Annotated in this window: 25 protein-coding genes; 9 read left to right on the top strand and 16 right to left on the bottom strand. The window is 70.4% G+C overall.

The features are described 5' to 3' along the window. The first annotated feature begins 47 nt into the window (after window positions 1–47). The 3 genes from AB3M90_RS04510 to AB3M90_RS04500 all read left to right on the top strand — a co-directional run bounded on the left by AB3M90_RS04510 (window position 48) and on the right by AB3M90_RS04500 (window position 1,576). Entirely contained in the window at window positions 48–461 is a 414-nt protein-coding gene (locus tag AB3M90_RS04510; RefSeq protein WP_412950217.1) for a thioredoxin family protein, read from the top strand. Window positions 462–497: 36 nt separating this feature from the next. Then, a complete protein-coding gene (locus tag AB3M90_RS04505; RefSeq protein ID WP_412950216.1) occupies window positions 498–1,070 on the top strand; it encodes a DUF4395 family protein in 573 nt (190 codons plus the stop codon). Between the two features lie 80 nt (window positions 1,071–1,150). Next, a complete protein-coding gene (locus AB3M90_RS04500) occupies window positions 1,151–1,576 on the top strand; it encodes an OsmC family peroxiredoxin (protein WP_412950214.1) in 426 nt (141 codons plus the stop codon). 30 nt (window positions 1,577–1,606) lie between these two features. Here AB3M90_RS04500 and AB3M90_RS04495 read toward each other — a convergent pair whose 3' ends face one another. The 5 genes from AB3M90_RS04495 to AB3M90_RS04475 all read right to left on the bottom strand — a co-directional run bounded on the left by AB3M90_RS04495 (window position 1,607) and on the right by AB3M90_RS04475 (window position 7,011). After that, window positions 1,607–2,044 (bottom strand): hypothetical protein, encoded by a 438-nt coding sequence (locus AB3M90_RS04495; protein ID WP_412950213.1) that lies wholly within the window; start codon window positions 2,042–2,044, stop codon window positions 1,607–1,609. Continuing rightward, window positions 2,041–2,781 (bottom strand): 4-hydroxy-tetrahydrodipicolinate reductase, encoded by a 741-nt coding sequence (gene dapB / locus AB3M90_RS04490; protein WP_412950211.1) that lies wholly within the window; start codon window positions 2,779–2,781, stop codon window positions 2,041–2,043. Before dapB ends, AB3M90_RS04495 begins: the two co-directional genes overlap by 4 nt. Before the next feature lie 49 nt (window positions 2,782–2,830). Then, window positions 2,831–3,433 (bottom strand): histidine phosphatase family protein, encoded by a 603-nt coding sequence (locus AB3M90_RS04485; RefSeq protein WP_412950209.1) that lies wholly within the window; start codon window positions 3,431–3,433, stop codon window positions 2,831–2,833. 69 nt (window positions 3,434–3,502) lie between these two features. Further along, window positions 3,503–4,528, bottom strand: coding sequence for an aldo/keto reductase (locus AB3M90_RS04480; protein ID WP_412950208.1), 1,026 nt, complete (start codon window positions 4,526–4,528; stop codon window positions 3,503–3,505). A 212-nt stretch (window positions 4,529–4,740) separates the two neighbouring features. Further along, window positions 4,741–7,011, bottom strand: coding sequence for a polyribonucleotide nucleotidyltransferase (locus AB3M90_RS04475; protein ID WP_412950207.1), 2,271 nt, complete (start codon window positions 7,009–7,011; stop codon window positions 4,741–4,743). A 363-nt stretch (window positions 7,012–7,374) separates the two neighbouring features. On the opposite strand from AB3M90_RS04475, the gene AB3M90_RS04470 reads away from it, so the two are divergent. Next, window positions 7,375–8,685 carry a UDP-glucose dehydrogenase family protein gene (locus tag AB3M90_RS04470; protein WP_412950206.1) on the top strand — a complete coding sequence of 437 codons (1,311 nt, stop codon included), beginning with the start codon at window positions 7,375–7,377 and terminating at the stop codon, window positions 8,683–8,685. Between the two features lie 122 nt (window positions 8,686–8,807). Here the strand turns inward: AB3M90_RS04470 and AB3M90_RS04465 are convergent, their stop codons facing one another. Next, the gene (locus AB3M90_RS04465) at window positions 8,808–10,742 is read right to left on the bottom strand and encodes a GDSL-type esterase/lipase family protein (protein ID WP_412950205.1); all 1,935 of its coding nucleotides are present in this window, start codon (window positions 10,740–10,742) and stop codon (window positions 8,808–8,810) included. A gap of 159 nt (window positions 10,743–10,901) precedes the next feature. Here AB3M90_RS04465 and AB3M90_RS04460 point away from each other — a divergent pair, with 159 nt between their 5' ends. Beyond that, a complete protein-coding gene (locus AB3M90_RS04460; protein WP_412950204.1) occupies window positions 10,902–11,078 on the top strand; it encodes a DUF5302 domain-containing protein in 177 nt (58 codons plus the stop codon). Window positions 11,079–11,141: 63 nt separating this feature from the next. On the opposite strand, the gene AB3M90_RS04455 is transcribed toward AB3M90_RS04460, so the two are convergent. The 3 genes from AB3M90_RS04455 to AB3M90_RS04445 are packed head-to-tail and all read right to left on the bottom strand — an operon-like array spanning window position 11,142 to window position 14,419. Next, complete coding sequence (locus AB3M90_RS04455; RefSeq protein ID WP_412950203.1) at window positions 11,142–12,494, bottom strand: FAD-binding oxidoreductase; 1,353 nt, start codon at window positions 12,492–12,494, stop codon at window positions 11,142–11,144. A gap of 58 nt (window positions 12,495–12,552) precedes the next feature. Next, window positions 12,553–13,197, bottom strand: coding sequence for an FMN reductase (locus tag AB3M90_RS04450; RefSeq protein WP_412950202.1), 645 nt, complete (start codon window positions 13,195–13,197; stop codon window positions 12,553–12,555). 1 nt (window position 13,198) lies between these two features. Continuing rightward, window positions 13,199–14,419 (bottom strand): LLM class flavin-dependent oxidoreductase, encoded by a 1,221-nt coding sequence (locus AB3M90_RS04445; RefSeq protein WP_412950201.1) that lies wholly within the window; start codon window positions 14,417–14,419, stop codon window positions 13,199–13,201. Window positions 14,420–14,530: 111 nt separating this feature from the next. On the opposite strand from AB3M90_RS04445, the gene AB3M90_RS04440 reads away from it, so the two are divergent. Together AB3M90_RS04440 and AB3M90_RS04435 are read left to right on the top strand one after the other, a co-directional pair. Next, window positions 14,531–15,748 carry an acyltransferase family protein gene (locus tag AB3M90_RS04440; protein WP_412950200.1) on the top strand — a complete coding sequence of 406 codons (1,218 nt, stop codon included), beginning with the start codon at window positions 14,531–14,533 and terminating at the stop codon, window positions 15,746–15,748. Continuing rightward, window positions 15,745–16,602 (top strand): serine hydrolase domain-containing protein, encoded by an 858-nt coding sequence (locus AB3M90_RS04435; protein ID WP_412950199.1) that lies wholly within the window; start codon window positions 15,745–15,747, stop codon window positions 16,600–16,602. The genes AB3M90_RS04440 and AB3M90_RS04435 overlap by 4 nt, the downstream gene beginning before the upstream one ends. Here AB3M90_RS04435 and efeB read toward each other — a convergent pair. The 3 genes from efeB to efeU are packed head-to-tail and all read right to left on the bottom strand — an operon-like array spanning window position 16,595 to window position 20,096. Beyond that, window positions 16,595–17,899: an iron uptake transporter deferrochelatase/peroxidase subunit gene (gene efeB, locus AB3M90_RS04430; RefSeq protein ID WP_412950198.1), complete on the bottom strand. Its 1,305-nt coding sequence runs from the start codon at window positions 17,897–17,899 to the stop codon at window positions 16,595–16,597. The two genes, AB3M90_RS04435 and efeB, sit on opposite strands and share 8 nt — an antisense overlap. A gap of 20 nt (window positions 17,900–17,919) precedes the next feature. Continuing rightward, complete coding sequence (gene efeO, locus AB3M90_RS04425; RefSeq protein WP_412950197.1) at window positions 17,920–19,155, bottom strand: iron uptake system protein EfeO; 1,236 nt, start codon at window positions 19,153–19,155, stop codon at window positions 17,920–17,922. Continuing rightward, complete coding sequence (gene efeU, locus AB3M90_RS04420) at window positions 19,152–20,096, bottom strand: iron uptake transporter permease EfeU (RefSeq protein ID WP_412950196.1); 945 nt, start codon at window positions 20,094–20,096, stop codon at window positions 19,152–19,154. Before efeU ends, efeO begins: the two co-directional genes overlap by 4 nt. Before the next feature lie 159 nt (window positions 20,097–20,255). On the opposite strand from efeU, the gene AB3M90_RS04415 reads away from it, so the two are divergent. After that, complete coding sequence (locus tag AB3M90_RS04415; protein WP_412950195.1) at window positions 20,256–21,260, top strand: isopenicillin N synthase family dioxygenase; 1,005 nt, start codon at window positions 20,256–20,258, stop codon at window positions 21,258–21,260. Window positions 21,261–21,355: 95 nt separating this feature from the next. Here AB3M90_RS04415 and rpsO read toward each other — a convergent pair whose 3' ends face one another. After that, on the bottom strand, window positions 21,356–21,625 hold the full coding sequence (rpsO, locus tag AB3M90_RS04410; RefSeq protein ID WP_412950194.1) for a 30S ribosomal protein S15: 270 nt from the start codon (window positions 21,623–21,625) through the stop codon (window positions 21,356–21,358). Between the two features lie 180 nt (window positions 21,626–21,805). Between rpsO and AB3M90_RS04405 the strand changes: the two genes are divergently transcribed. Beyond that, entirely contained in the window at window positions 21,806–23,098 is a 1,293-nt protein-coding gene (locus AB3M90_RS04405; protein WP_412950193.1) for an MFS transporter, read from the top strand. Window positions 23,099–23,126: 28 nt separating this feature from the next. On the opposite strand, the gene AB3M90_RS04400 is transcribed toward AB3M90_RS04405, so the two are convergent. The 3 genes from AB3M90_RS04400 to AB3M90_RS04390 form a co-directional block, all read right to left on the bottom strand. Further along, a complete protein-coding gene (locus tag AB3M90_RS04400) occupies window positions 23,127–23,681 on the bottom strand; it encodes a YceI family protein (protein ID WP_412950192.1) in 555 nt (184 codons plus the stop codon). 193 nt (window positions 23,682–23,874) lie between these two features. After that, window positions 23,875–24,243, bottom strand: coding sequence for an FKBP-type peptidyl-prolyl cis-trans isomerase (locus AB3M90_RS04395; protein WP_412950190.1), 369 nt, complete (start codon window positions 24,241–24,243; stop codon window positions 23,875–23,877). A 273-nt stretch (window positions 24,244–24,516) separates the two neighbouring features. Further along, on the bottom strand, window positions 24,517–25,692 hold the full coding sequence (locus AB3M90_RS04390) for a PrsW family intramembrane metalloprotease (protein ID WP_412950188.1): 1,176 nt from the start codon (window positions 25,690–25,692) through the stop codon (window positions 24,517–24,519). Window positions 25,693–25,767 lie beyond the last annotated feature (75 nt).

The raw sequence follows: 25,767 nt of genomic DNA, 5'->3' as shown, positions 1-25,767 counted from the left end.
GCCGACACATCGGCGCTCGCGGGACGGTCGCGCCGTAGTCTCGAGTCATGTCTCCCGCCCTGGCCGCCATCGTGGCCGTCGGGCTGGTCGGGCTCGCCGTGATCATCGGGCTGGTGCTCCGCCGACGTGACGGCCGTCGCCGCGCGGCCGGCGTGACCCGGTTCGATCCGGCCGATGCCGGAGCGGCCGGGCTCGGATCGCACGTCACCCTGGTGCAGTTCAGCACCGAGCTGTGCGCCCGGTGCCCGCACGTGCGGCGGATGCTGCGCGCCGTCGCCGCCGAGCACCCGGGGATCCGCCACGTCGAGGTCGATCTGACGCACCGACCCGACCTCGCCTCCCGGTACCGGGTGCTGCAGACGCCGACGACGCTGGTCGTCGATGACGGCGGCGCGGTACGGGCACGATTCCCCGGTGTGCCGCAACGGCACGCCGTGACCGACGTCGTCGCCTCGCTCTGAGGCCGAGACCGGAGAAGAAGTGAGACCGGAGAAGAGATGACCACTCCCGCAGGAATCGATCCGCGCGGCCCGCGATTCGCCGCAGGGATCACGGCGGCGCTGCTGCTGGTAACGACGTTCCTCTCGCTGATCGGCATCTCGACGGCCCGACTCCCGGGAACCTGGCTCTCGTTCGCACCCGGGTTCGACTTCGGCTTCCTCGGGGGCGAGCCGTGGGCGATCCGGGTGGCGCCCCTCGCGCAGCGCGCTCTCGACCCCGGCTTCCTCCTCGCCGCCCTGATCGGCCTGCTGTTCCTCTGGGGCGCCGTGTCGCCGAGCACCGCGCCGTGGAGCGTGCTCTTCCGTCGGGCGGTCCGGCCGCGGCTCGCGGCACCGATCGATCTGGAGGACCCTCGTCCGCCGCGCTTCTCGCAGGGTGTCGGTCTGGTGGTGATCGTCGCGGGCCTGCTCCTGCACCTCGCCGGTGTGCCCTGGGCCCTGCCCATCGCCACGGCCGCTGCATTCCTCGCCGCTTTCCTCAACGCGGCGTTCGCCTTCTGCCTCGGATGCCGGCTGTACCTGCTGCTGCAGCGCGCCGGTGTCATCGGGCGCGCGGCGCCCGCCTCCTGAGCCTGTTCCGTCGGCCCGGCCCGCTCGATAGGCTGGCCGCGACGTGCCCCGCCGACGAGGGCGCGAGAACCGGAGGAACCATGCCCGTCACCAGCGAAGCCGCCAGCACCTGGACCGGATCCCTCACGGAGGGCTCGGGCACCGTCGCCTTCTCGTCGTCGCATCTGGGCACCTTCCCCATCGACTGGAGATCGCGCAGCGAGGGAAGCGACACCACGACCACCCCCGAAGAGCTCATCGCGGCCGCGCACGCCTCGTGCTTCAGCATGGCCCTCTCGCACGCCCTCGCCGAGAACGGCACTCCGCCCGAGCGGGTGAACACCAGCGCCGCGGTCACCTTCAAGCCCGGAGTCGGCATCACGGGCAGTCATCTCAACGTCAACGCCACCGTGCCGGGCCTCACTCCCGAGGCCTTCCACGAGATCGCCGAGGGCGCCAAGACCGGGTGCCCCGTCTCGCAGGCCCTCGCCGGCATCGAGATCACCCTGGAGGCGACGCTCGCCTGACCCCGCGGGCGGGTCGGATCGCCCGTCGCGTCAGGACCGAGCGAGTCGGATCGCCGCGCGGATGCTCGCCCTGGCGTCTTTTCGGTGCCCCGCGGCATCCTGCACGACGCCGAGCCGATAGCGCGCCCGCCAGTCGCTCGCGTCGGCATCGGCCGCCGCGGCGTAGCGTTCGATGAGCGGACCGGCGTCGGCACGAGCGATGCGTCCACTCGGTGTCAGCTCCGTCTCGACGGGCGGCATGCCGCCCTCTTCGTCGAGCCGGCGCCCGAGGCGATCGGCGGCGAACCCGAACTGCATCTCCCGGACCAGTGCCCAGGCGCCGATGGGGGCGAGCACGATCAGGGTGACGCCCATGCCGATCGCCAGGGGCGACCCGACGGAGATGAACATCACCGCCAACCAGATCGCCACGGCGAGGTACACCAGCAGCGCGGCCGCCATCAGTCCGACGCTGATGCGCGACATCATGACCGGAGACCGAGATCGATCATCGACTCCAGGCCCACCACCACACCGCGTGCGTCACGGGCGAACGGAAGAGCGAGACGGATGCCGGGGGCGTAGGCCAGCGCGGGATCGATCGTGTCGTGGACGAAGGCGAGCGACTCGCCCGGCCCCGACAGCACGACCTCCTGCTTGGCGACCACGCCCGGCCGGCGCAGAGAATGGATCGGGACGCTGCCCACCTGCTGGCCCCGCGCCCGCTGATCGGCGTGCGGTGCGCTCACCGGCCCCTGCTCCGCTCTGGCCGACGCGATCAGCTCGGCGGTCCGCACGGCCGTGCCGCTCGGGGAATCGACCTTGGTCTCGCGGTGCGCCTCGACGATCTCGGCCGAGTCGAAGAACGGCGCCGCGGCGGCGGCCAGCGCCGACCCGAGCACCGATCCGAGGGAGAAGTTGGGGATGAAGACGGCCCCGGTCTCGGCCGCCTCGACCAGCGGCCGCACGAGGGCGATGCGTTCGGCCGACCAGCCCGACGTCGCCACGAGCACGTTGACGCCCCGGTCGACGGCCGCACGGACCACGTCGATGCTGACCTGTGGCGTCGAGGCGTCGACGACGAGGTCGGCGCCGTCGAGCTCGGCCAGATCGCTCGACGAGGTGAGCACGCGGCTCACCTCGAAGTCCTCGAGCTCGTCGACCACCGCATGGATGATCGTGCCGAGCTTCCCGGATCCGCCGACGAGTGCTACCTGCGTGGTCATGCGTCCAGTCTAGGGAGCGCGCGTCGGCGCCCGGACGGGGCGCGCGGGCTCAGACGGGCATCGGATCGGGGATGCCGGTGCGCAGTTCGACGGGGAGATGGCCGGTGTCGTTGTGATTGAGCAGGGTCCACGGACGACCCTGCTTCTGCGCGATGATGGTCAGCCCGCAGTGCGCCTGGTTGAGGGTCATCCAGCGCCACTCGGGCGCACCGAGGACCTCGCGGACGAACCACGAGATGACGAAGTTGTGCGTGATGAGGACCTCGTGCACCTCGCCGTTCTTGCGCATGAGGAACTCGTTGACCGCATCGGCCATCTGCGCACGACCCGCGTCGATCTCGGCATCCGACACCGATCCGAAGAAGGGCTCGAAGACCGCCGGCGTCTCTTCGGTCATGCCCGTCGGGACGCAGTCGAACAGCAGCGCCGTCGGCTCCGGGACGACCGACGGGAGTCGCCCTGCGATCGCCCGCGCCGTCTCGTTCGCCCGCAGGAGCGGCGAATGCCAGACCGCGTCGAGCGGGAGTCCGGAAAGCCGATCGGCGATCAGCTCGGCCTGACGCTGCCCTCGCGGGGAGAGGGGACCGTCGGCGAGACCGTACTCCGCATCCTGATGTTCGCCATGTCTGACCAGATATATGTAGTGCGTCACAAACTCGCTCGCTTCATCGCCAGCATCCGCCGACCTCTCCCCCAGCCTATGCCACGCGGGGAACGATACTCAGTTGCCCGCGCGCGTGAGCTCGGCGACCTGTGCGCGCGACAGCGCGATCCCGGCCCCCGCCATCAACTCGTCGACGTGCTCGGCCGCGAAGGTGTTCACGATCGGGGCCGCCACCGTGCGCTGCGCGAGGAGCCAGGCGATCGAGACGGCGGCGACGGGAGCGGCGAGCTCTTCGGCGACCTGATCGAGGGCGCGGAGGATCTTGATGCCCCTCCGGTTGAGGTGACCGCGCAGCTGCTCCCCGCGCACGCCGTTCGAGGCCCCGGCCTTGGTGCGGTGGCGACCGGAGAGGAAGCCGTGCTCGAGCGCGTGCGACGGCGTGACCGCGAGGTTCTGCGCGCCGGCCACGAGCCGGAGATCGCCCTCGAAGGGCTGCCGTCGCAGCAGGTTGTAGGGCTCGTCGATCACCTCGATGCGCGGATAGCCGGCGGAGGCGAGGATGCGCGCCTCGACCAGTCGCTCGGGGGCGAACCCGAAGCCCCCGACGGCGCCGATCTTCCCGGCGTCTCGCAGCCACTCGACCGTGGCGAGGGTGTCTTCGACGTTCGTCGTGTCGTCGAGCGTGGCGTCGAGGTACACCAGATCGATGCGTTCGACGCCGAGACGTGTCAGCGAGCCCTCGACCGCACGGACGAGGTTCACCGATCCCAGCCCGGGATTGTCGGCGTGCGCGCCGATGCGGACGCTCAGGATCGTGCGGTCGCGATGCCCGCGCGAACGCAGCCACTGGCCGATGATGTGCTCGCTCCGGCCGCCGGAGAAGCCGTCGGCCGTGTGGATCGCGTTCCCGCCGAACTCCACATAGCGGTCGAGGATGCCGTGACTCGTCTCGAGGTCGACGTTCCAGCCGAACTCCGCCGCACCGAGCATGAGGGGGAAGGTCTCGTACCCCGTCTCGCCGAGCGGCGCGCGCACTCCCTCGCCGACGCCGGGGCCCACGATCGGGATGGGTGCTGACGGGTGCTCGGCGTCGTCGTGGGCTCGCTCGTCGGAGGTTCCCGCGCCTACGCTGAACAACCGCATTCCCTCACCCCCGCGTCGATCGGTGCGTTCCGATCTGCTTCGCTGCCGTACCTGCACCCCCCCCGGTGCGTACTTCGAGGGTAAGGGACGCGGGAGAACGCGCCGACCAATACGGGGAACGGCGCGGAAACTTCCCGTAACGGTTTGGTCACGGATCACGACGAAGCCCGGGCCCGTCCCTCACGGACGAACCCGGGCTCCGAGGGTGATGCCTACTCGGCGGCGTCCTGCGCGGGCGCCTCGTCGCCCGGGGCGTCGTCGAGCACGGGCTCGAGCGACAGCTTGCCGCGGTCGTCGATCTTCGTGATCTTCACGAGGATCTTCTGACCCACCGAGAGCACGTCGTCGACGTTCTCGACGCGCTTGCCGCCGGCGAGCTTGCGCACCTCGGTGACGTGCAGCAGTCCGTCCTTGCCGGGCAGCAGCGAGATAAAGGCGCCGAACGTGGCGATCTTCACGACCGTGCCGAGGAACTGCTCGCCGACCTCGGGGTTGGTCGGGTTGGCGATCGCGTTCACCTGGGCGCGGGCCGCCTCGGCCGAGGGGCCGTCGGTCGCGCCGATGTACACGGTGCCGTCCTCCTCGATCGAGATCTGCGCGCCGGTCTCGTCCTGGATCGCGTTGATCGTCTTGCCCTTCGGGCCGATCAGCTCGCCGATCTTGTCGACCGGGATCTGCACGCTGATGACACGGGGCGCGGTGGGCGCCATCTCGTCGGGAGCGTCGATCGCGGCGTTCAGGACGCCCAGGATGGTCAGTCGCGCGTCGCGGGCCTGGGTCAGGGCGCCGGCGAGCACCGACGACGGGATGCCGTCGAGCTTCGTGTCGAGCTGGATGGCCGTGACGAACTCGCTGGTACCGGCGACCTTGAAGTCCATGTCGCCCAGCGCGTCCTCGGCGCCCAGGATGTCGGTGAGCGCCGCGTAACGGGTCTCACCGTCGACCTCGTCGGACACGAGGCCCATCGCGATGCCGGCGACGGGAGCGCGCAGCGGCACACCGGCGTTCAGCAGCGAGAGGGTCGAGGCGCAGACGGATCCCATCGAGGTGGAGCCGTTGGAGCCGAGGGCCTCGGACACCTGGCGGATCGCGTAGGGGAACTCCTCGCGGCTCGGCAGCACCGGCACGAGCGCGCGCTCGGCGAGGAAGCCGTGCCCGATCTCGCGACGCTTCGGCGAACCCACACGGCCGGTCTCACCGGTCGAGTAGGGCGGGAAGTTGTAGTGGTGCATGTAGCGCTTGCTGGTCGTGGGCGACAGCGAGTCGATCTGCTGCTCCATCTTCAGCATGTTCAGCGTGGTGACGCCCATGATCTGGGTCTCGCCGCGCTGGAAGATCGCGGAGCCGTGCACGCGCGGGATGACCTGCACCTCGGCGTCGAGCGGGCGGATGTCCGCCAGGCCGCGGCCGTCGATGCGGGAGCCCTCGGTGAGGATGCGGCCGCGAACGATCTTCTTGGTGACCGACTTGTACGCGGCGGAGAACTCGAGCGGGGCCGCGGCCGGAAGCGATCCCGCCTCGGTGGCCTCGATGAGCTCGGCCTTGACGCGGTCCTTGACGGCGTCGTCGGCGTTCTGGCGCTCGGTCTTGTCGGCGATCTGGTAGATGCCCACGAGCTCGTCGTACGAGCGGCCCGCCACGAAGTCGTAGACCTCCTGGCTGTACGCCGGGAACACCGGGTAGACGCCCGGCTCCTTCGAGGCGGTGGCGGCGAGGTCGGCCTGCGCCTTCACGAGCTGCGCGATGAACGGCTTCGACGCCTCGAGCCCCTGAGCGACGATCTCCTCGTTCGGCTTCGTGGCGCCGGCCTTGATGAGGTTCCAGCTGCCTTCGGTGGCCTCGGCCTCGACCATCATGATGGCCACGTCTTCCGAACCGTCGGCCTTGGTGACCACGCGACCGGCGACGATGAGGTCGAACACGGCCTCGCCGACCTGGTCGGCGGTCGGGAAGGCGACCCACTGGTCGTCGTTCTCGCCGTGCCCCGGGATGAACGCGAGGCGTACGCCGGCGACCGGGCCGGAGAACGGCAGACCCGAGATCTGGGTCGACGCCGAGGCGGCGTTGATCGCCAGAGCGTCGTAGAACTCGCCCGGCGCGATCGAGAGCACGGTGATGACGATCTGGACCTCGTTGCGCAGGCCGTCGACGAACGACGGGCGCAGCGGACGGTCGATCAGACGGCAGACCAGGATCGCCTCGGTGGAGGGACGGCCCTCGCGGCGGAAGAACGAGCCGGGGATCTTGCCTGCGGCGTACGAGCGCTCCTCGACGTCGACCGTCAGCGGGAAGAAGTCGAAGCCCTCGCGCGGGTGCTTGCCGGCGCTCGTGGCCGAGAGGAGCATGGTCTCGCCGTCGAGGTAGGCGGCGACGGCGCCCTGAGCCTGCTGCGCGAGGCGGCCGGTCTCGAAGCGGATGGTACGGGTGCCGAAGCGGCCGTTGTCGAGAACGGCCTCGGTGGCGGTGATTTCAGGACCTTCCAAGAGGTCTCTCCTTCTTTGTTTAGACTCGCGCATCCGTGTGACGCGCGAGCGTGTTCGAAGGAACGGGACGGCAGGGTTCGGGCGCGCGGGCTCTCCCGCGGAACTCGCCTGCGCTGGCCACCAGTAGAAAGCCACCCGACGACGCCCGCCGAGGAACCCACCACAGGGGACCAGCTTCTCCGCTGTTCGCTCCATGAGTCGATGTTCGGTTGTGCGACCGACAGACGTCGATCCCATCCACCCTATCAGCGGCACCCCCGGGAATCCCTCGCGCACGGCGGGCAGCGGATCCGACACCGGCCGGTCACACCGCGTTCACCGCGCGGATGCCGGTGCGTGGGCGGCATCCGCTCTGCTGGCTCCATGCGCATGTCAGTCATCGGCTGCGGGTACCTCGGTGCCGTGCACGCCGCCGCCATGGCCTCGATCGGACACGACGTGATCGGCATCGATGTCGACGCGGGCAAGGTCGCCGCGCTCGCGGACGGAGTCGCCCCGTTCTTCGAGCCGCAGCTCGACGAGCTCCTCCAGGAAGGAGTGGCATCGGGCCGCCTGCGGTTCAGCACGGAGACGGCCGATGCCGCCGGCGCAGCCGTGCACTTCCTCGCCGTGGGCACGCCGCAGGTCGCCGGTGGGCACGCCGCCGACCTGCGCTTCGTCGACGCAGCCGTCGACGCTCTCCTCCCCCACCTGCGGGCAGGCGACGTCGTCGCGGGGAAGTCGACGGTGCCGGTGGGCACGGCCGCGCGTCTGACTCCCCGGATCGCACAGACGGGCGCCGCCCTGGTCTGGAACCCGGAGTTCCTGCGCGAGGGCTGGGCCGTTCACGACACGATCATGCCGGACCGTCTCGTCGTCGGCATCCCGCAGACGTCGGCCGGGGAGGAGGCGGCAGCACTCCTCCGCGACGCCTACGCGCCGGCGATCGAGGCGGGTGCGCCGTTCCTCGTCACCGATCTCGCGACCGCCGAGCTCGTGAAGGGCGCGGCGAACGCGTTTCTCGCGACCAAGATCTCCTTCATCAACGCGATGGCGGAGATCGCGGAGGCCGCAGGCGCCGACGTGACGCTCCTCGCCGACGCACTCGGGCACGACACGCGAATCGGCCGGCGGTACCTCGGCTCGGGCATCGGCTTCGGCGGCGGCTGCCTGCCGAAGGACATCCGCGCGTTCGCCGCCAGGGCCGAGGAGCTCGGGCGCGGCGAGGCCGTCGGGTTCCTCCGCGAGGTCGACGGCATCAACCTGCGGCGACGCGATCGCGCCGTGCAGCTCGTGGTCGACGCCCTCGGAGGGCTCGTGTTCGGACGCCGGATCGCCGTGCTGGGAGCGGCGTTCAAGCCGTTCAGCGACGACATCCGCGACTCACCCGCACTCGACGTCGCGGTGCGTCTGCGTGGTCTCGGGGCCGACGTGGTGGTGACCGATCCTGCCGCGCTCGAGAACGCCGCCGCCGCTCACCCGCAGCTCGGGTACGCTCCGCACCGTGACGACGCGCTGCGCGACGCGGATGCCGTGGTCATCGTCACCGAGTGGGACCACTACCGGCGCGAGCTCACCCCCGAGCATGCCGGCTCGCTCGTCGCCGGTCGTGTGATCGTCGACGGCCGTAACTGCCTCGACGCCGCCGCCTGGCGCGCCGCCGGCTGGCAGTATCACGGCATGGGCCGCCGCTGACCCGCCCCCCTCTCATCAGGCGAGACCCCGCTTTCGCGTCGAGACCCCGCCCTGCGGACGTCCGCAGCGCGGGGTCTCGGCGATAACACGGGGTCTCGGCGGAAGGAGGGCGGCGAGCGGGGTCAGGCGCGGGGGGCGGGGGCGACGGCGCGGCCCAGTATCACGTAGTCGTCGTGCTTCGCGACGCGACCGTCGCCCGCGGTCCTTCCGTGCAGGCGGCGCCAGACCCACGGCAGTGCGTGCCTGCGCCACCACACGCCGGCGCTGATCGGCTCGTGCTCGTGCAGTGCGGCGTCGAGGGCACCGAGCGCCTCCGCGTGCGGGACGCCGAGCACCTCCCCCGCCCGATACGCGAGGAAGCGATGCCCGCGGCTGCTGAGGTGCACCAGGTCCTCACCCCAGTTCTGCCGATCGCCGAGCGTCGGGTGCAGGTCGGTGTCGATGAGGATCGCCCCGGTGCGTGCGGCGATCCCCGCCACGGCCGTGGCGAAAGCCGAGAAGCGCCTCGCGTAGACCTGGGCGGCGCGTCGGCGCGGGAGAAAAGGCGTGACGAGGAGCACGTCGGCACCGCTGTCGCGCAACCGCACGACGGCCTCCTCGAGCTGTGCGGCGATCAGGCGCACGTCGACCGCGCGACCGACGAGATCGTTCGCGCCGACGAGGATCGACACCAGGTCGGGCCGCAGCGCGAGAGCGCGGTCGAGCTGCGTGCCGCAGACGTCGCGCACGCGCTTCGATCGGACGGCGAGGTTGGCGTAGTGGAGCCCTCCTCGCGCAGCCAGCAGAAGTGCGAGCCGGTCGGCCCAGCCGCGGAGCGACCCGTCGGGTGCGGGATCGCACAGCCCCTCGGTGAGCGAGTCGCCCAGGGCCACGTACCGGTTCCACCGTCTGCCGGAGAGGGCGACCGACGCCTCCGGCCGCGTCAGGCGGCGCGCGCGCAGCCCGGAGTCCACCCTGCGCAGCGCGATCGCGTCGTCGAAATGGCCCAGGAGTTGATCGCAGACACTCCCCCAGCTGCGTGACTGCACCGCCTCCCACCCCGCCCGTCCCAGTGCGCGACGCTTGCGCGCATCACCGACGAGATCCTCCACGCGCATCCGCAGGTCGTCGAGGTCCCCGGGCCGGTACAGCCAACCGTCGACGCCCATGCGCACGAGGTCCAGCGGACCTCCCCGCCCGGTGGCGACGACCGGCACTCCGCTCGCGTGCGCCTCCTGGAGCGTCTGGCCGAACGTCTCGCTCTCCCCCGGGTGCACGAAGACGTCGAACGAGGCCATCGCGGCGGCGAGCGCATCGCCGCTCAGGTGGCCGAGGAAGAGGGCGTGCGGCATCAATGCTTCGAGCTTCGTCCTGCTCGGTCCGTCACCCACGATCACCAGCCGCACGCCCGGGATGCCGTGGAGGCGCGCCAGGTCCTCGACCTGCTTCTCCGGAGCGAGACGGCCGACGTATCCGACGACCACCTCCGCCCCCCACCTCGCGCGCAGCTCCTCGTCGCGACGCCGGGGGTGGAAGCGCTCGGCATCCACTCCCCGTCCCCAGCGGCGCACGCGGTCGACGCCGAGACCGGCCAGCTGGTTCGCCGACTCCGCGGACGGAGCGAGGCTGATCGTGGCACGCCGATGCAGGCGGGCGATCTGGGCCTGAGCGAGGGTCGTCGTCACGGCGACGCGATAACGCTCCGCGTACGCGGCGACGTCGGTCTGGTAGGCGGCCACGGAGGCGAGGTCGAGGCGGTCGGCGGCGAGGACACCGCGCCACCCGAGCGCGAAGGGCGAGGCGAGGTGCACGACATCGGGCCGGAACCCCCGGAGCGACGCCGCCACCCGGTGCGCCGACGAGGTGCCGACCCGCACCGTGCGGTACCCGGGAAGCGGGAGACTGGGGATCGGGTGCACCGGCGCGCCGGAGATCGTGGTGGGGATGCCCTCCGCATCCGGCGCGAGGACGTGCGCGTCGTGTCCGCTCGCCTCGAGATGGCGCAGGATCTGGAGGACGGAGCCGGTGACCCCGTTCATGTGCGGAAGGAAGGATTCGGTGACGATCGCGACTCTCACACGCCCAGGATGACGGGGTCGCGACCATGCCGGCGCCGGAATCGGCGTCGGGCACCGGATGTTCACCGGATGCTGCATCGCCGGACACCCGCCATCCCGACATCGGTTGCCGTTCACCGGCCCCTCCCCCTCCGCACGACCGTGCTCTAGGCTCGGGGCATGAGCACCGAAGAAGGCGCCTCCTCGGCCGAGGAGATGAAGCGCAAGTTCAAGGAAGCGCTCGAGAAGAAGAACGCGCACCACCGGCAGGGCGAGGCTCACCTCGACGGCGATTCCGCCGTTCACGCCGCCGCCGCACCCCAGACGCGGCGCGAGTTCCGACGCAAGAGCGGTTGACCGCCCGGATGCGGGGGCCGCCATGGATCGGCTCCCGCATCCCCTCTGCGCGAAGGGCGCCGCTCAGCGCGGAAGCCGGCCGGCGTACAGCACGCCGTCGGGATCGACGACGTCCCTGACCGCGCGCAGCCGCTCGATCTCCGCCGGCGGCACGCACTGCTCGAGAGTCTCGCCCGGTCCCAGGAACGTCGGGATGGTCCGCAGCGCTGCGGCGTGCGCCAGCACTCCGCGCAGCCCGTCGAGACTCGCGTCGCCGAGACCCGCGGGCGCCCCGGGCAGAGACGGCGCGAGCGCGTGCAGCAGCCACCCCACCGACTGCAGCGAGGCGAACCCGGCGCGGCGGGGCGCGGCGAGCGCTCCACCCAGCATCCGGAGGTCAATGCCGATGATCGACGCCTGCTCGGGCAGATCGCGGAAGGCGACGAGGGCATCGATGGTGGCGTCGTCCAGGCTGGTCAGCGCCATCGATGCGCCGCCGGCCGGCATCGGCTCGGTCGGCTCGGTCGAGGCTGCGACGAGCGCTCCCGGTGACGTGGGACCGGATGCCTCATGCTGCACGCGTCCTGCTCCCCGCACGGCGGCGAGCAGCGCATCGGCCTCACCGTCGACGGACAGCGCCTGCAGCGCGAGGAAGCTGCGCCCTCGGATCGCCTCGGGCAGCTGCGGGGCGTCGGGCATGCGCGCGGAGTTGAGGAACACGTTCAGCGTGGGCGGCGCGTCGGCCGACAGGTCGCGGACGGCCCTGATGACGGCGGCGGAGTCGGCCGCGTCGAAGACGATGTTGGCGCCCCACAGCGAGGGCGTGCGCACGAGATCGATCTCGAGTCGGGTGACGATGCCCACGACGCCGCCCGCCCCGCGCAGCGCCCACATCAGATCGGGATCGCTGCCGTCGTCGACGCGGGTGTGCGAGCCGTCGGGGCGCAGCACCCATGCCGCCCGCAGGTTGTCGGAGCCGAGCCCTGCCGTGCGACTGAACCAGGAGTGCCCTCCGCCCAGGGTGTACCCGCCGACGCTGATCACCGGGCTGGTCCCCGAGGGCGCGGCCCAGCCCGAGCCCTCGAGCGCCGCGATGACCGTTCCCCACCGCACACCGCTGCCCACGTGCAGGACCCCCGCGTCGGCGTCGATCCGAAGGTCGTCGAACGCCGACATCCGAACCAGGATGGCGCCCTCGAGATCGCCGGAGGCGCCGTGACCGCTGGGCTGCACGGCGAGGGGCGCCCCGGTCGTGCGCGCGGCCTCGACGAGCACCGAGAGGTCGTCGATACCCGCCGGCTCGGCGACCGCAGCGGGCCGCTGGTCGACGGTGAGGTTCCACGGCAACCGCGCGGCGTCGAAGCCGGAGTCGCCGGGAAGGAGGAGGGAACCGCTCAGACGGGAGCGGACGGCGTCGAGCGCAGCGGTCGATGACATGACCACACGGTACGACGCTGCCCCGACCCTTGTCGATGCCTCGGCGACGACCGGCGACTCACTCCCCGGCGAGGCCCCCCAGCAGGTGCCCGAACGAGCGGCCCTCGCCGAGGTACGTGGCCGGATCGAACGGGTCGGCGCTCGAGGCGGCGTCGCGACGGGCGACCGCTTCGGCGAGCTCGTTCGCGCCCTTCTCGATCCGCGCCGACAACGGGGCGACCCCGTCGCCCGCACCGCCCCAGTCGCCGGAGGCGGCGAACACGCCCGTCGAGACGGCATCCGCGTGCAGATAGGCGAACAGCGGACGGATCGCGTAGTCGATGGCCAGGGAGTGGCGAGCGGTTCCCGCGTTCGCGCCGATGAGCACGGGGGTGCCGGTGAGCGCGTCGGGGTCGAGCACGTCGATGAACGACTTGAACAGCCCGGAGTAGCTCGTCGAGAAGATCGGCGTCACCGCGATCACGGCGTCGGCCGATACGACGGTGTTGATCGCCGTCTCGAGAGCCGGGGGCGCGAAACCGGTCAGCAGGTTGTTCGTGATGTCATGCGCGTGGTCGCGCAGCTCGATCACGTCGACGGTCGCCTCGATGTCGCGTTCGGCGAGGGCCCGCACCGTCTCCGCCGCGAGCCGGTCGGCCAGCATGCGGGTGGACGAGGGGTTCGACAGTCCGGCCGAGACGACCGCGATACGACGGGTGGTCATCTCAGGCTCCCTTCCGGCTGAGCCCGAAGGCGGCGCCCGCGGGAGCCGGGGTGTCCTCGTAGGGCGAGTCGCCGGTGAGATTGTCGCCGCGGTTCGCGCCGGGGCGGGCCTGGCGCGTCGGGCCATCGCCGAACGCGGCCGTGACGCGCGCGGCGTGGGTGGGGGCGTCGGGGACGTTCGCGGGACGGTTCTTCGCGAGCTCCCTGCGCAGCACCGGCACGACCTCGGAGCCGAGGATGTCGATCTGCTCCAGCACGGTCTTGAGCGGCAGGCCGGCGTGGTCCATGAGGAAGAGCTGGCGCTGGTAGTCGCCGTAGTAATCGCGCATCGCGGCGTAGCGGTCGATGACCTGCTGCGGGGATCCCACCGTGAGCGGGGTCATCTCGGTGAAGTCCTCCATGCTCGGGCCGTGGCCGTAGACGGGGGCGTTGTCGAAGTACGGGCGGAACTGCGTCACGGCATCCTGCGACTTCGCGGCCAGGAACACCTGACCGCCGAGGCCGACGATGGCCTGCTCGGGCGCTCCGTGGCCGTAATGGGCGTACCGCTGCCGGTAGAGCTGGATGAGCCGCTGGTAGTGCTCCTTCGGCCAGAAGATGTTGTTCGCGAAGAACCCGTCGCCGTAGTAGGCGGCCTGCTCGGCGATCTCGGGCGTGCGGATGGAGCCGTGCCAGACGAACGGGGCGACGCCGTCGAGCGGACGAGGCGTCGAGGTGAAGCCCTGCAGCGGGGTGCGGAACTTGCCCTCCCAGTCGACGACGTCCTCGCGCCACAGCTTGTGCAGCAGCGCGTAGTTCTCGATCGCGAGCGGCAGGCCCTGACGGATGTCCTGTCCGAACCAGGGGTACACCGGTCCGGTGTTGCCACGGCCGAGCATGAGGTCCATGCGCCCGTCGGAGAGGTGCTGCAGCATCGCGTACTCCTCGGCGATGCGCACGGGGTCGTTGGTGGTGATGAGCGTCGTCGAGGTCGACACGATGAGGCGCTCGGTCTGCGCGGCCAGGGCCGCCAGGAACGTCGTGGGGCTCGACGACCAGAACGGCGGATTGTGGTGCTCGCCGATCGCGAAGACGTCGAGGCCGACCTCTTCGGCATGCTTCGCGATGGTCAGGGTGGCCTTGATGCGCTCCTGCTCGCTCGGCGTGATGCCCGTGGTCGGGTCGCGCGTGATGTCACTGACCGACATGAGGCCGAACTGCATCGCGCCTGACTGCTCACTCATGATTGCTCCGTCTTCTCCGAAGCGGATGCCGCCGCACCCGTTTCTATTCATTTGAATGTATAGGAGTCAACGCGATCCCGACAACATTATTCCCGGCGGTAGCCTCGGAGGATGACCGATGCAGGAGCGCCCCCGTCCGGCCCGGCGACCGGATCCACCTCGCGCCCCCGCCGGCGCGTGCCGTTCTGGGACAACGCCCGCTACGCGTGCATCGTCCTCGTCGTGCTCGGCCACGCGATCCAGCGCCTGATCTACGATTCCGACATCGCCTTCGCCTTCTATCTCGCCCTCTACGCGTTCCACATGCCCGCGTTCGCGATCATCTCCGGATACTTCTCGAAATCGGGTTCGCCGACGCGCACGCAGATGGCCCGCGTCATCACCGACATCCTCATCCCCTACCTCATCTTCGAAGTGCTGTGGACGCTCACGAAGTGGCTCGTCGAAGGACAGGCGAATCCCAACCCGACGAAACCGTCGTGGACCCTCTGGTTCCTCCTCGCGCTCGGCATCTTCCGGCTGGTCATCCCCTACCTCGCCCTGGTGCGCTGGCCTCTGCTGTGGACGGTCCTCATCTCGATCGGTGTCGGGTATCTGCCCAACGTCGACAGCACCTTCTCCCTGTCGCGGACCCTGGGGCTGCTGCCGTTCTTCGCGTTCGGCTGGTGGCTGCGCGAGCGCGACATCGTGGCCCGCTTCCGCCTGCTCGACGTCCGGCCCTGGTGGGTGCGCGTGGTCGCCGTCGCGGTCCTCGCCGCCGCGGGGTGGGCCGCGTGGCACTGGCTGCCGGTGTGGCAGGCGATCGATCTGCGTCACTGGCTCTTCTACGACGACTCCTACGCCGACCTCGGCGGCGAGCAGTGGTGGGCCGGCGGCGTCCGGTTCGCCCTCATGCTGCTCGCGGTCGTGCTGTGCGCGGCGTTCTTCGCTCTGGTCCCCCGCGGCACCTACTGGTGGACGCATTTCGGCCAGTACACGATGTACGTGTTCCTCCTGCACTCGTTCGTGCTGTATCCGTTCCGCGAATCCGGCGCCCTACGCGACCTCGAGCCGACCTGGATCTGGCTGCCGCTCGTCACGGCGCTCTCGGTGGTCCTGGCACTGGCACTCGCGACCAAGCCGGTACGACGGCTCTTCCGCCCGCTCATCGAGCCCCGGCCGAAGTGGCTCTTCGTCGATCCGGTGCTCGCGGGCCGCGAAGGCCGGCGGAACGACCCCACCGGCTCGCGTCGTCCGCGCGACGTCCCGCGCGACCCCTCTCGCAGGGGCTCCGCCTCCGGCTCCGCCTCCGGCTCCGCCTCCGGCTCCGCCGAAAGCGGCGAGCGGTGACCGCCCGCGCGCTCCGCGACGCGATCGTCGGCCACGCCGACGCCATCGGGTTCCGCGGGCACGGACTGCACGTGCGCGTCGGTGACGACGTCGCCGTGCACCGCTGGACCGCCGACGTCCGGGAGAACGTCCACTCGGTGGCCAAGGGCGTCTGCGTTCTCGCGGCCGGGATCGCCGCCGACGAGGATCTCGTGCGCCTCGACGAGACCGTCGCCGCCCTGCTCCCGGACGCCGATCTCGGACCCGGTGTCGAGACGGTGACCCTGCGCCATCTGCTGACGATGTCGAGCGGCATCGACATGCCGTGGTCCGAGACCGAGATGTCGGACTGGCCCGACCTCGCCGAGGAGTACCTGGCACGCCCCACCCGTGGTCGGGTCTTCCAGTACGCCAACGCCAGCACGTACACCGCGATGACCGCGCTCGCCGCGCGCGTCGGCGACGTCGCCGACTACCTGGGCCCGCGCCTGTTCACCCCGCTCGGGATCGAGGGCGTCGAATGGGATCGGTGCCCCCACGGACGCATCGTCGCCGGCAGCGGACTGGCCCTGCGCACCGACGAGCTCGCGAGGCTCGGCCTGCTCATCCGTGATGGCGGCGTCTGGCAGGGGCGCCGGATCGTGTCGTCGGCGATCATCGACGGGATGCACGCCGACTGGGTCGCCGCCGGAACGGATCCCGGATACGAGCGCTATGCGCTCGCGGGCTGGGACGGGCCCGGCGATGCCTGGCGGCTGCACGGCGCTCACGGACAGCTGCTGATCTTCTCGGGCGACGCGGTCGTGACGATCACCGCGGACGATCACGGACGTGCCGACGCGCTGGCCGCCTTCGTGGCCTCGGCTCTCAGCTGAACAGGCGGGCACCGACGTAGGAGCCCGGCTCGATGCCGCCCGGGACCGCCCAGACACCCGACCCGACGTGCCGGATGTACTCGTTCATCCGGTCTGTGGAGAGCGTGCGCTGCAGCGTGATGAACTGCGCGGGGTCGCGCTGATACGACAGGAAGAAGAGCCCGGCGTCCAGCCGGCCGAGATCGTTGTTGCCGTCGACGTAGTTGTAGCCGCGACGGAGGATCCGGATGCCGCCGTTCCGGTCAGCGTGGGCGAGGCGGACGTGGGCGCTCGCATCGATGGCTGCGCCCGAGAAGTCGGGCGCCGTGAACTCGGAGCCGCCCGACAGAGGCGCCCCCTCCCCCTTGTCGCGGCCGACGATCGTCTCCTGCTCGGAGAGGCGGACGCGGTCCCACGTCTCGATCAGCATCGCGATCTTCCGGGCGACGAGGTACGACCCGCCCGCCATCCACGCCGGCTGGTCGGTCTCTGCGACCCAGACGTGCTCGTCGAGCGCCCGCGCATCGTCGGAGAGGATGTTCGCGGTGCCGTCCTTGAAGCCGAAGAGGTTCCGCGGGGTCGTCTGCGCGGCCGTCGTCCGCGAGGTCTTGCCGAAGCCCAGCTGCGACCAGCGCAGTCGCGCGCGGCCGAACGCGATGCGGCTGAGATTGCGAACTGCGTGCACGGCCACCTGGGGATCGTCGGCGCACGCCTGCACGCACAGGTCTCCGTGGGACGACTGCGGATCGAGATCGTCGCCGAGGAACGCCGGAAGCCGCTCCAGACCGACCGGCCGAGAGGCTGCGATCCCGTACCGGTCGCCCTCCTCGTTCTCGAAGAGCCCGGGACCGAAGCCGAAGGTGATCGTGAGACCCGCGGTGGTCAGCCCCTGCGCCTCCCCGGTGTCATCGGGCGGTTCCTCCGCCGAACCGCCGACGGCGCCGGTCGCGCTGACCTCCAGCCCCTGCACCAGGCGCGACGCGGCGTAGGTCCAGTCCTCCAGCAGTGAGATCAGATCGGCGCGATCGGTGCGGGGCATCATGTCGAAGGCGGCGAAATGCAGATGTTCCTGCACGGGTGTGGTGATGCCCGCCTGATGTCGACCGTGGAAGTCGTACGCGGTCGCGGCGTCGCCCGAGGCTCGGGTGCGCTCGAGCGCCACCCCTCCCGCGAGGCCAGCCGCTCCTACGACGGCGAGCCCGGCGACGCCGCCGCCGATCGCGAGACCGAGCAGGCCTCGCCTGCTCAGACCGCCCGGCGGAGGAGTCGCCGGACCGGCGCCCGCGTCGCGCGCGGCATCCGCTCCCGATCCGTCCACGTCCGTGCCGTTCCGCGCGATCAGTCGAGCACTGTGCCGGTGAGCTGCGACAGCGGCTCGGCGAGGGCGTTGATCAGGTCGGTGAACTCGCGCTTGTCGGCATCGGTGAGCGCGGTGTAGCCCACGAAGCCCTCCGTCAGCGATCCGTGCGCGGCCAGGGACTCCTCCAGAGCCGCATATCCGTCCTCGATCTCGCCGACGAGCGCCTCGCCGTCGTCGCCCTGGGCCGACGCGAAGTCCTGGACCAGCGAGAAGGCCATCTTCGAACCCTCGACGTTGGCGGCGAAGTCGTAGAGGTCGGTGCCCGACCACCAGTCCTCCTCGCCGGAGATCTTCCCCGTCGCCACCTCGTCGAGCAGAGCGATGGCGCCGTTCGAGATGCCGCCGATGCCCTGATCGTCGAGAGACGTCGTGAAATCCTCCGAGTGCACGTAGTCGTAGAGCTCCTGGGCGTCGGCGAGGAGCAGGTCGCCGAAGTCGGCCCGCTCCTCTGGCGTGGAGGGCGCCCAGTCCTGCCAGGCCGGCGTCTCGCCGTCGGCGTTCAGCGCGTCCTGCGCGGGCACCCAGAGATCCTTCTCGATGCGATGGAAGCCGGTCCAGTCCAGTCCTTCGGCGACGGCGTCGACCTCGCGGTAGTCGATGCGGGGGTCGAGATCGCCGAGTGCTTCGGCGACCGGCTCGATGCGCTCGTAGGAGGCCCGGGTGAGCGGGAAGAGCGACCGCGCGGTGGCGTCGTCGCCCGACTGATAGGCGGCGACGAACTCCTCGACCGCCGGAAGGAGCTGCCCGACCTGATCCTTGACGAACGCGGCGTACAGGTCGACCGCCTGCTGCTTCTGATCGGCGTCGGGTCCGTCGACGGCGACCCGGTCGCCCGTGACGGTGAACGCCGCGCGTCCGACACCCTCCCCGATCATGCCGGGCTTGCAGAGGGTGAAGTACTCGCCGGGCTGCGCGACGACGGTGAGCGTGCGCGAGGCCGCCGGGGCGATGTTCTCCACCTCGCCGACGATGCGCAGTCCGTCGTCGGCGAGCAGATAGAACTCGGACACCTGGTCGGTCTCGTTCCGCACGTCGAACGTGAGGGTGCCGCTCGACGCGGTCGCCCCGGAGACCGCGCAGTCGCCGTCGGTCGAGGCCACCTCGAACGCCGCGGACGTGTCGGTCGCGTCGCTCTTCGCGACGCAGCCGCTCAGCATCAGCGCGGCCGCGCCCGTGGCGGCGAGGACGGCGAGGGAGGGACGGGTGGTGGTCATGCTGCTCCTTGCGGTGAGAGAGGGGTCGGCTCGGACCGGTCGTCGACCGGCGCCGGAGGTGTCGACGGACGGCGCGTCCGCAGTCCCCGGATGTACAGGCCGCCGACGATGACGAGGTAGAGGGTCCAGGCGATCACCTGAAGCCACGTCATCGCGGGCATGAAGCCGATCGTGGCCTGCAGGATCGCAGCGGCCGGGCTGCCGGGAGAGATCGTCGCCGACACGTCGAACGCCCAGCCGAACGGGAAGCCGGCTGCGCCGACGGCCACGCCGCCGGAGATCGGATCCATCGGCGCGGCCGCCGTGAACGGCCCGGGAAGCGCCCCCGCCTCCTGAAGGTCCATCAGGGCGTACGCGAGCACTCCGCCGGCGACGACGACGAGGAAGCCGCCGGTCCAGGCGAAGAAGCGCCGAAGGTCGAGCTTCACGGCGCCGCGGGAGAGGAGCCAGCCGACGACGACTGCCGCCCCGAGACCGAGCAGGGCTCCGATCAGGGCCGTGGGTGCGTCGGGGAACGACTGGGTCATGGACCACAGCAGAAGGGTCGTCTCGATGCCCTCGCGCGAGACCGACACGAACCCGATCGCGACGAGCCCCCACAGGCCGCCGGTGGTGAGGGCGCGGTCGATTCCGCCCTCGAGCTCCGCCTTCATCGTGCGACCGGCGCGCTGCATCCAGAAGATCATTCCGGTGACCATGGCCACGGCGAGCAGGGAGAGTCCGCCGCCGATGAGTTCCTGCGCGGTGAACGTCAGTTCGTACGCTCCGAAGGTGAGCACGGCGCCGATGCCGAGAGCGAGTGCGATCGCGAGTGCGACACCGCCCCAGAGCCGCGGAAGGGCGTCGGCACGTCCGAGTCGTCGGAGGTAGGCGACGAGGATGCCGACGACGAGCGCGGCTTCGAGGCCCTCGCGAAGGCCGATGAGGAAAGTGGCGAGCACGGACCAGACTCTCGGAACGAAATGAGGTAAGGCATTCCTTACCCACGCGACCCTAGCACCCCGTCGGCGAATGTTTCGTCACGCCCGTTCACACCTGTGCGCGGGTAACCCGACGAAACACTCGTCTCCACCCGGATGGGAGCGACCTACTCTCGGTCCATGGCTGATCTCTCGCTCCCCATCCTCGACCTCTCCCAGCTCGATGCCGGCCCCGAGGCCGCGGCGCGGTTCCGCGACGACCTGCGTTCCGCGACCCACGACGTCGGCTTCTTCTACCTGACGGGCACGGGCATCTCGCCCGACCTGGAGGCGCGCCTGCACCGGGCCGCCCTCGACTTCTTCGCGCTGCCCGAGCACGAGAAGCTCGCGATCGAGAACATCAAGAGCCCTCACTTCCGCGGCTACACACGGGTCGGCGGAGAGCGGACGCAGGGCAAGGTCGACTGGCGCGAGCAGATCGACATCGGCCCCGAGCGCGAGCCGGTCGAAGGCGGGCCCGCCTTCAACCGCCTCACCGGTCCGAACCTCTGGCCTGCCGCCCAACCCGAGCTGAAGGAGGTCGTCACGGAGTGGCACGACGCCCTCACCGAGATCTCCCGCACGCTGCTGCGCGCCTGGGCGCTCACCCTGGGAGCCGATGAATCGTACTTCGACGAGTCGTTCCGCGACCCGTCCACCCTCATCAAGATCGTGCGCTATCCCGGCACGCACGAGCCGGAGCCGCAGCAGGGCGTCGGAGCGCACAAGGATTCCGGCGTGCTCACCCTTCTCTGGGTCGAGCCCGGCAAGGGCGGCCTCCAGGTCGAGCGGAACGGGGAATGGGTGTCGGCGCCCTCCGTCCCGGGCGCCTTCGTGGTGAACATCGGCGAGCTGCTGGAGTACGCGACCGGTGGCTACCTGAAGGCGACCAACCATCGCGTGATCTCACCGCGTGCGCCGGAGGAGCGCATCTCGATCCCGTTCTTCTTCAATCCCGCGCTCGATCAGCAGCTGCCGCTCCTCGAGCTTCCCGCGGAGCTCGCCGCCGCGGCCACGGGCGTCACCGATGACCCGAGCAATCCGATCCACGCCACCTACGGTGAGAACGCGATGAAGTCGCGTCTGCGGGCACACCCCGACGTGGCCGCGATCCATCACCCCGACCTCGTGGGCGCTCGGGCCTGACGGACGCACCCGAACGCACGACGAAGGCCGCCCCACACCGTGGGGCGGCCTTCTCAAGAATGTTCTGCGCGATTGAACGCTGGGTTCGCTCTGCCTTATCGCCGTAGTCCGAGACGCTCGATCAGCGAGCGGTAACGCTCGATGTCGATGTCCTGGAGGTAGCCGAGGAGACGACGGCGCTGACCGACGAGCAGGAACAGCCCACGACGCGAGTGGTGGTCGTGCTTGTGTCCCTTGAGGTGCTCGGTGAGGTCCTTGATGCGCTGCGTCAGCATTGCGACCTGCACCTCGGGGGATCCGGTGTCACCGGGGTGCGTCGCGTACTCTTCGATGATCGCCTTCTTGACGTCTGCTTCCAGTGCCATAGATTCGATCCCCTCTCTGCTTGTTGCGCGGCGCCCGACGCCTGATGCGCGAGCTCTCTTTATCCGCGGCCGATCGAACGGCAACCTGAAGAGTCTACCAGTCGCAGGCTCGGCTCGTGACCGCCGAACGCCCCGTTCCGTGAGCCGATACGCTCGAGGGATGCAGGACAGGCGTTCGGCGTGAGCGGGGCTCGCAGCCATCTCATCGATCTCAGCCCGTTGAAGGCCAGCCCGGCGTTCGCCCGCATGTGGATCGGCTCATCCCTGGCCGGCATCGGTGGACAGCTCACGATCGTCACCGTCATGCTCCACGTGTTCGCCCTGACGGAGAGCACCTTCGCGGTCTCGATGATCGCCGTCGCCGGTCTCGTGCCGATGGTCCTCGCCGGACTGTACGGCGGAATGCTCGCCGACGCCTTCGACCGTCGACGGGTCGCCCTGATCGCCGCCACCGTCACCTTCGTGTCCACGGCCCTCCTGGCCGCCCTGACCTGGACCGGTGCGGAGACCATCTGGTGGCTCTACGTGCTCAGCATCGTGAACTCGGCCGCGAACTCGGTGGGCATGGCTACGCGCACCGCGATCGTACCCCGTCTGATCCCGCGCGAGCTCCTGGCCGCGGCATCCGCCCTCAACGGCGTGACGTTCGGGCTCACCGTCATGGCCGGCCCCGCCCTCGCGGGGCTTCTGGTCGCTCTCACGGGCTACGGCTGGACCTACACGATCGACGTCGTGCTCATGCTGTCGATGTTCCTCGGGCTCTGGACGCTCCCTGCCCTGCGCCCCGAGGGCGAGATCGTCCGCCCGGGCCTGGCGTCCCTCGTCGACGGATGGCGGTTCCTCCGGCGCGCCGGGAACATCCGGATGCAGTACATCGTCGACATCATCGCGATGACCTTCGGACAGCCTCTGGCCCTCTTCCCCGCGCTGGGGACGGTGATCCTCGGCGGCGGCGCCGTGACCACCGGCATCCTCACCGCATCGGTCGCCGTCGGCACGTTCGCGTCGAGCCTCTTCTCCGGTCGGGTCGTGCAGTACCGATGGCACGGACGCGGAATCGCCCGCGCCGTCGAGGCCTATGGCGCGGCCATCCTGCTGTTCGGTCTCGTGCTGCTGTTCGGCGCCCTCACCGGCGGCGCCTCGGAGACCGCACCCGCCGTCGCCCTGATCGTCGCGGCGTGCATCGCCCTCGCGATCTCCGGCGCATCCGACAATGTGAGCTCGATCTACCGCAACACCATGATGCAGGCGGCCGTTCCCGACACGATGCGCGGACGCCTGCAGGGCGTCTTCATCGTCGTCGTCGCCGGAGGACCGCGCCTGGGTGCGCTGTACGCCGGAGTCCTCGCGTCGCTCACGACGCTCTGGTTCCCGCCGCTCCTCGGCGGATTCCTCGTGGTAGCCCTCGTCGCCGTGCTCGCCGGCCGCAACCGCCGTTTCCACGCCTACGACGCCGAGAACCCCGCACCCTGACGGGCACGGGGTTCTCGGCGTCTCGCGATCAGTCCTGCTGCAGAGCGCCCTGCAGGTCGAGGCTGATCGTGACGTCCTTGCCCACCAGCACGCCGCCGGTCTCGAGCGCGGCGTTCCAGGTCAGACCGAAGTCCTCGCGGTTGATGACGGTCGTGGCCGAGGCGCCGGCCTTGTAGTTGCCCCACGGGTCGGAGCCGAAGCCGCCGAAGTCGAGCTCGAAGCTGACCGGCTTGGTGACGCCGCGGATCGTCAGGTCGCCGTCGACGAACAGCTCGCCGTTCTCGGCGCGTGCACCGGTCGAGACGAACTCCATGGTCGGGAAGTTCTCGGTGTCGAAGAAGTCCGCCGAACGGAGGTGGGCGTCGCGACCCTCGTCCTTGGTGTCGATCGAGGTGACGTCGACGCTCGCCTCGACCTTCGCGTCGAGCGGGTTCTCGGGAGCGATCAGGGTCGCGCTCTTGACGCCGAAGGTGCCGCGGACCTTCGAGATCATCATGTGCCGGACGCTGAAGGTGACCTCGCTGTGCGAAGGGTCGAGAACCCAGGTGCCGGGACGGTAGCCGGGAATGTCGATGCTGGTCATGCTCTCTCCTCGGGAGACGGTGGCCGCGGATGCGGCGGGTGGGACGGGGCCGCGTGCGCGGCGTCTCCATCCCCCAACTTACATGCGTTCGCATGTATTCCCGATCCGTGCGACCTCCGCCCGTGAAGATGCCGCCGCACGCGAAGACGCCCCGCTCGGGAGAGCGAGGCGTCTTCGAACGAGTGGATCGGGGTCAGCCGATGGCCAGCAGGTCGATGATGAAGATCAGCGTCTTGCCGGAGAGGAAGTGCCCTCCGCCGGCGGGACCGTAGGCGAGGTGGGGCGGGATGGTGAGCTCGCGTCGGCCGCCCACCTTCATTCCCGGGATGCCCTCCTGCCATCCGCGGATCAGGTCCGGCAGAGGGAACCGCGCGGTCTGACCGCGGCTCCACGAGGAATCGAACTCCTCGCCGGAGGAGTACTCGACGCCGGCGTAGTGGATGGTCACGGTGTCACCGGGCTCGGCCGCGGCTCCGTCGCCCTCGATGAGGTCGCGGATCACGAGCTCGGACGGAGCGGGTGCGGTGGGGGCGTCGAACTCGGGCTTCGTACGATCTGTCATGTCCTCCATCCAACCCGAGCCCGCGGGCGCGGTCAACGCGGCCCGACCTGCTCAGAGCGAACACCCCGACCGGAGCGCTCCGGCTCGGGGTCTTGACACCCGCAGAACACGGGTGCACCCTGTTTACAGACCAACTCAGCGCCCGGGAGACATGCAGGCATCGCCGCAGCACCGGGCGCTGAGTCTGTCCGGCGGCGGATGCGCCCGGCGCCGCCTTCGGCTCAGGCACCGCCTCCGACTCCGGCTGCGGCGTCCCCGACCAGTCGCGCGGTTTCAATACGCCAGCAGCGCCGCCCGCGTCGCGCGCGTACGGATCAGCAGCGCCCGCTCGTCGTCGGCGGCGAGTGGGTCGCGACCGGTGAGGGCGCGCTGCCGCACGGCCGCCAGCGCCGTCGCGTCTGTGATGAACTCGCGCATCAACGGGCGCCGGTCTCCGCGCAGCTGACGAGCCCAGGCGAGGCCGACCTTGCGGCCCGCGGGAGTGGCGAGCATCGTCACCTCCTCGGGGGTAAACCATCCGGCGGCCGCGTACTCGCCCAGCCGCGCCCTGGTCAGACGCGACTCCTCGCGACGGAGCGCGACGATGCCGATGACGAACCCGATGAAGAGCGGGATCTGAAGGGTGACGTACAGGCCGAAGAAGTCGGCGAAGGTGGCGGATCCGTTCCAGAGGGCGTGCAGGAGGATTGCCCCCACCATCCCGACCAGACCCGTTCCCAGCGCCGTTCCCGCGGAGGCGTGGCGCCGGGCGGCCAGCCCGATCGCGAAGCCGGTGAGGGCGGTGAACATGGCGTGGGCGAAGGGCGAGAGCAGGGCGCGAACGACGAACGTGGCGGTGAGCTGCGCGCCGCCGCCCTCGATCAGGCTGATCGCGAAGTACTGGATGTTCTCGGTGAAGGCGAATCCGGCACCGACGAGCGCCCCGTACACGACCCCGTCGACCGGGCCGTCGAAGGCGCGACGGGCGACGAGGAAGATCAGGAAGACCCCGAGGCCCTTCCAGAACTCCTCGACGATCGGCGCCTGCACGACCGCCGAGAGCGCATCGTCGCGCAGGCCGACCAGGAGCGTCAGTCCGATGTCGACGAGGAGCGACAGGCCGACCGCCGCGATGGCGCCCCAAGCGATCGCGAAGACCACGAGCCGCCGCGGCTCGGGCTCCCAGCGGTCGATCATCCGCACGCCCAGGAAGACGATCGTCAGCGGGATGAGCGCCAGCACGAGACCCACGGCCGAGGCCAGCGGACCGAGCGCCCAGCCGAAGTACCCGATCAGAGCGAGAAGCAGGAAGCCCAGGAAGGCGAAGAGCCAGACCGAGACCGAACGCCCCTTCTTCGACGGCACCGGTAGCGCGGGCAGGGAGGCGGCGGGGGCGGGCGGCACCGGAGCCGGCGGCGCATAGGGGGTCGGCTGCGCCAGCGCGGACGCATATGTCGGCGAGGAGCTCATAGCTGAAGCATATGGCGCACAACCCTCGGGGCCCCGTTCTGACGAACACCTCCAGGCGACGATCCCCGGCCACCG

This window comes from Microbacterium martis, from assembly GCF_047246685.1.
Lineage (GTDB): Bacteria > Actinomycetota > Actinomycetes > Actinomycetales > Microbacteriaceae > Microbacterium.
Note: the sequence above shows the minus strand (reverse complement) of the source record. Positions and strands in the feature narration are given on the sequence as shown.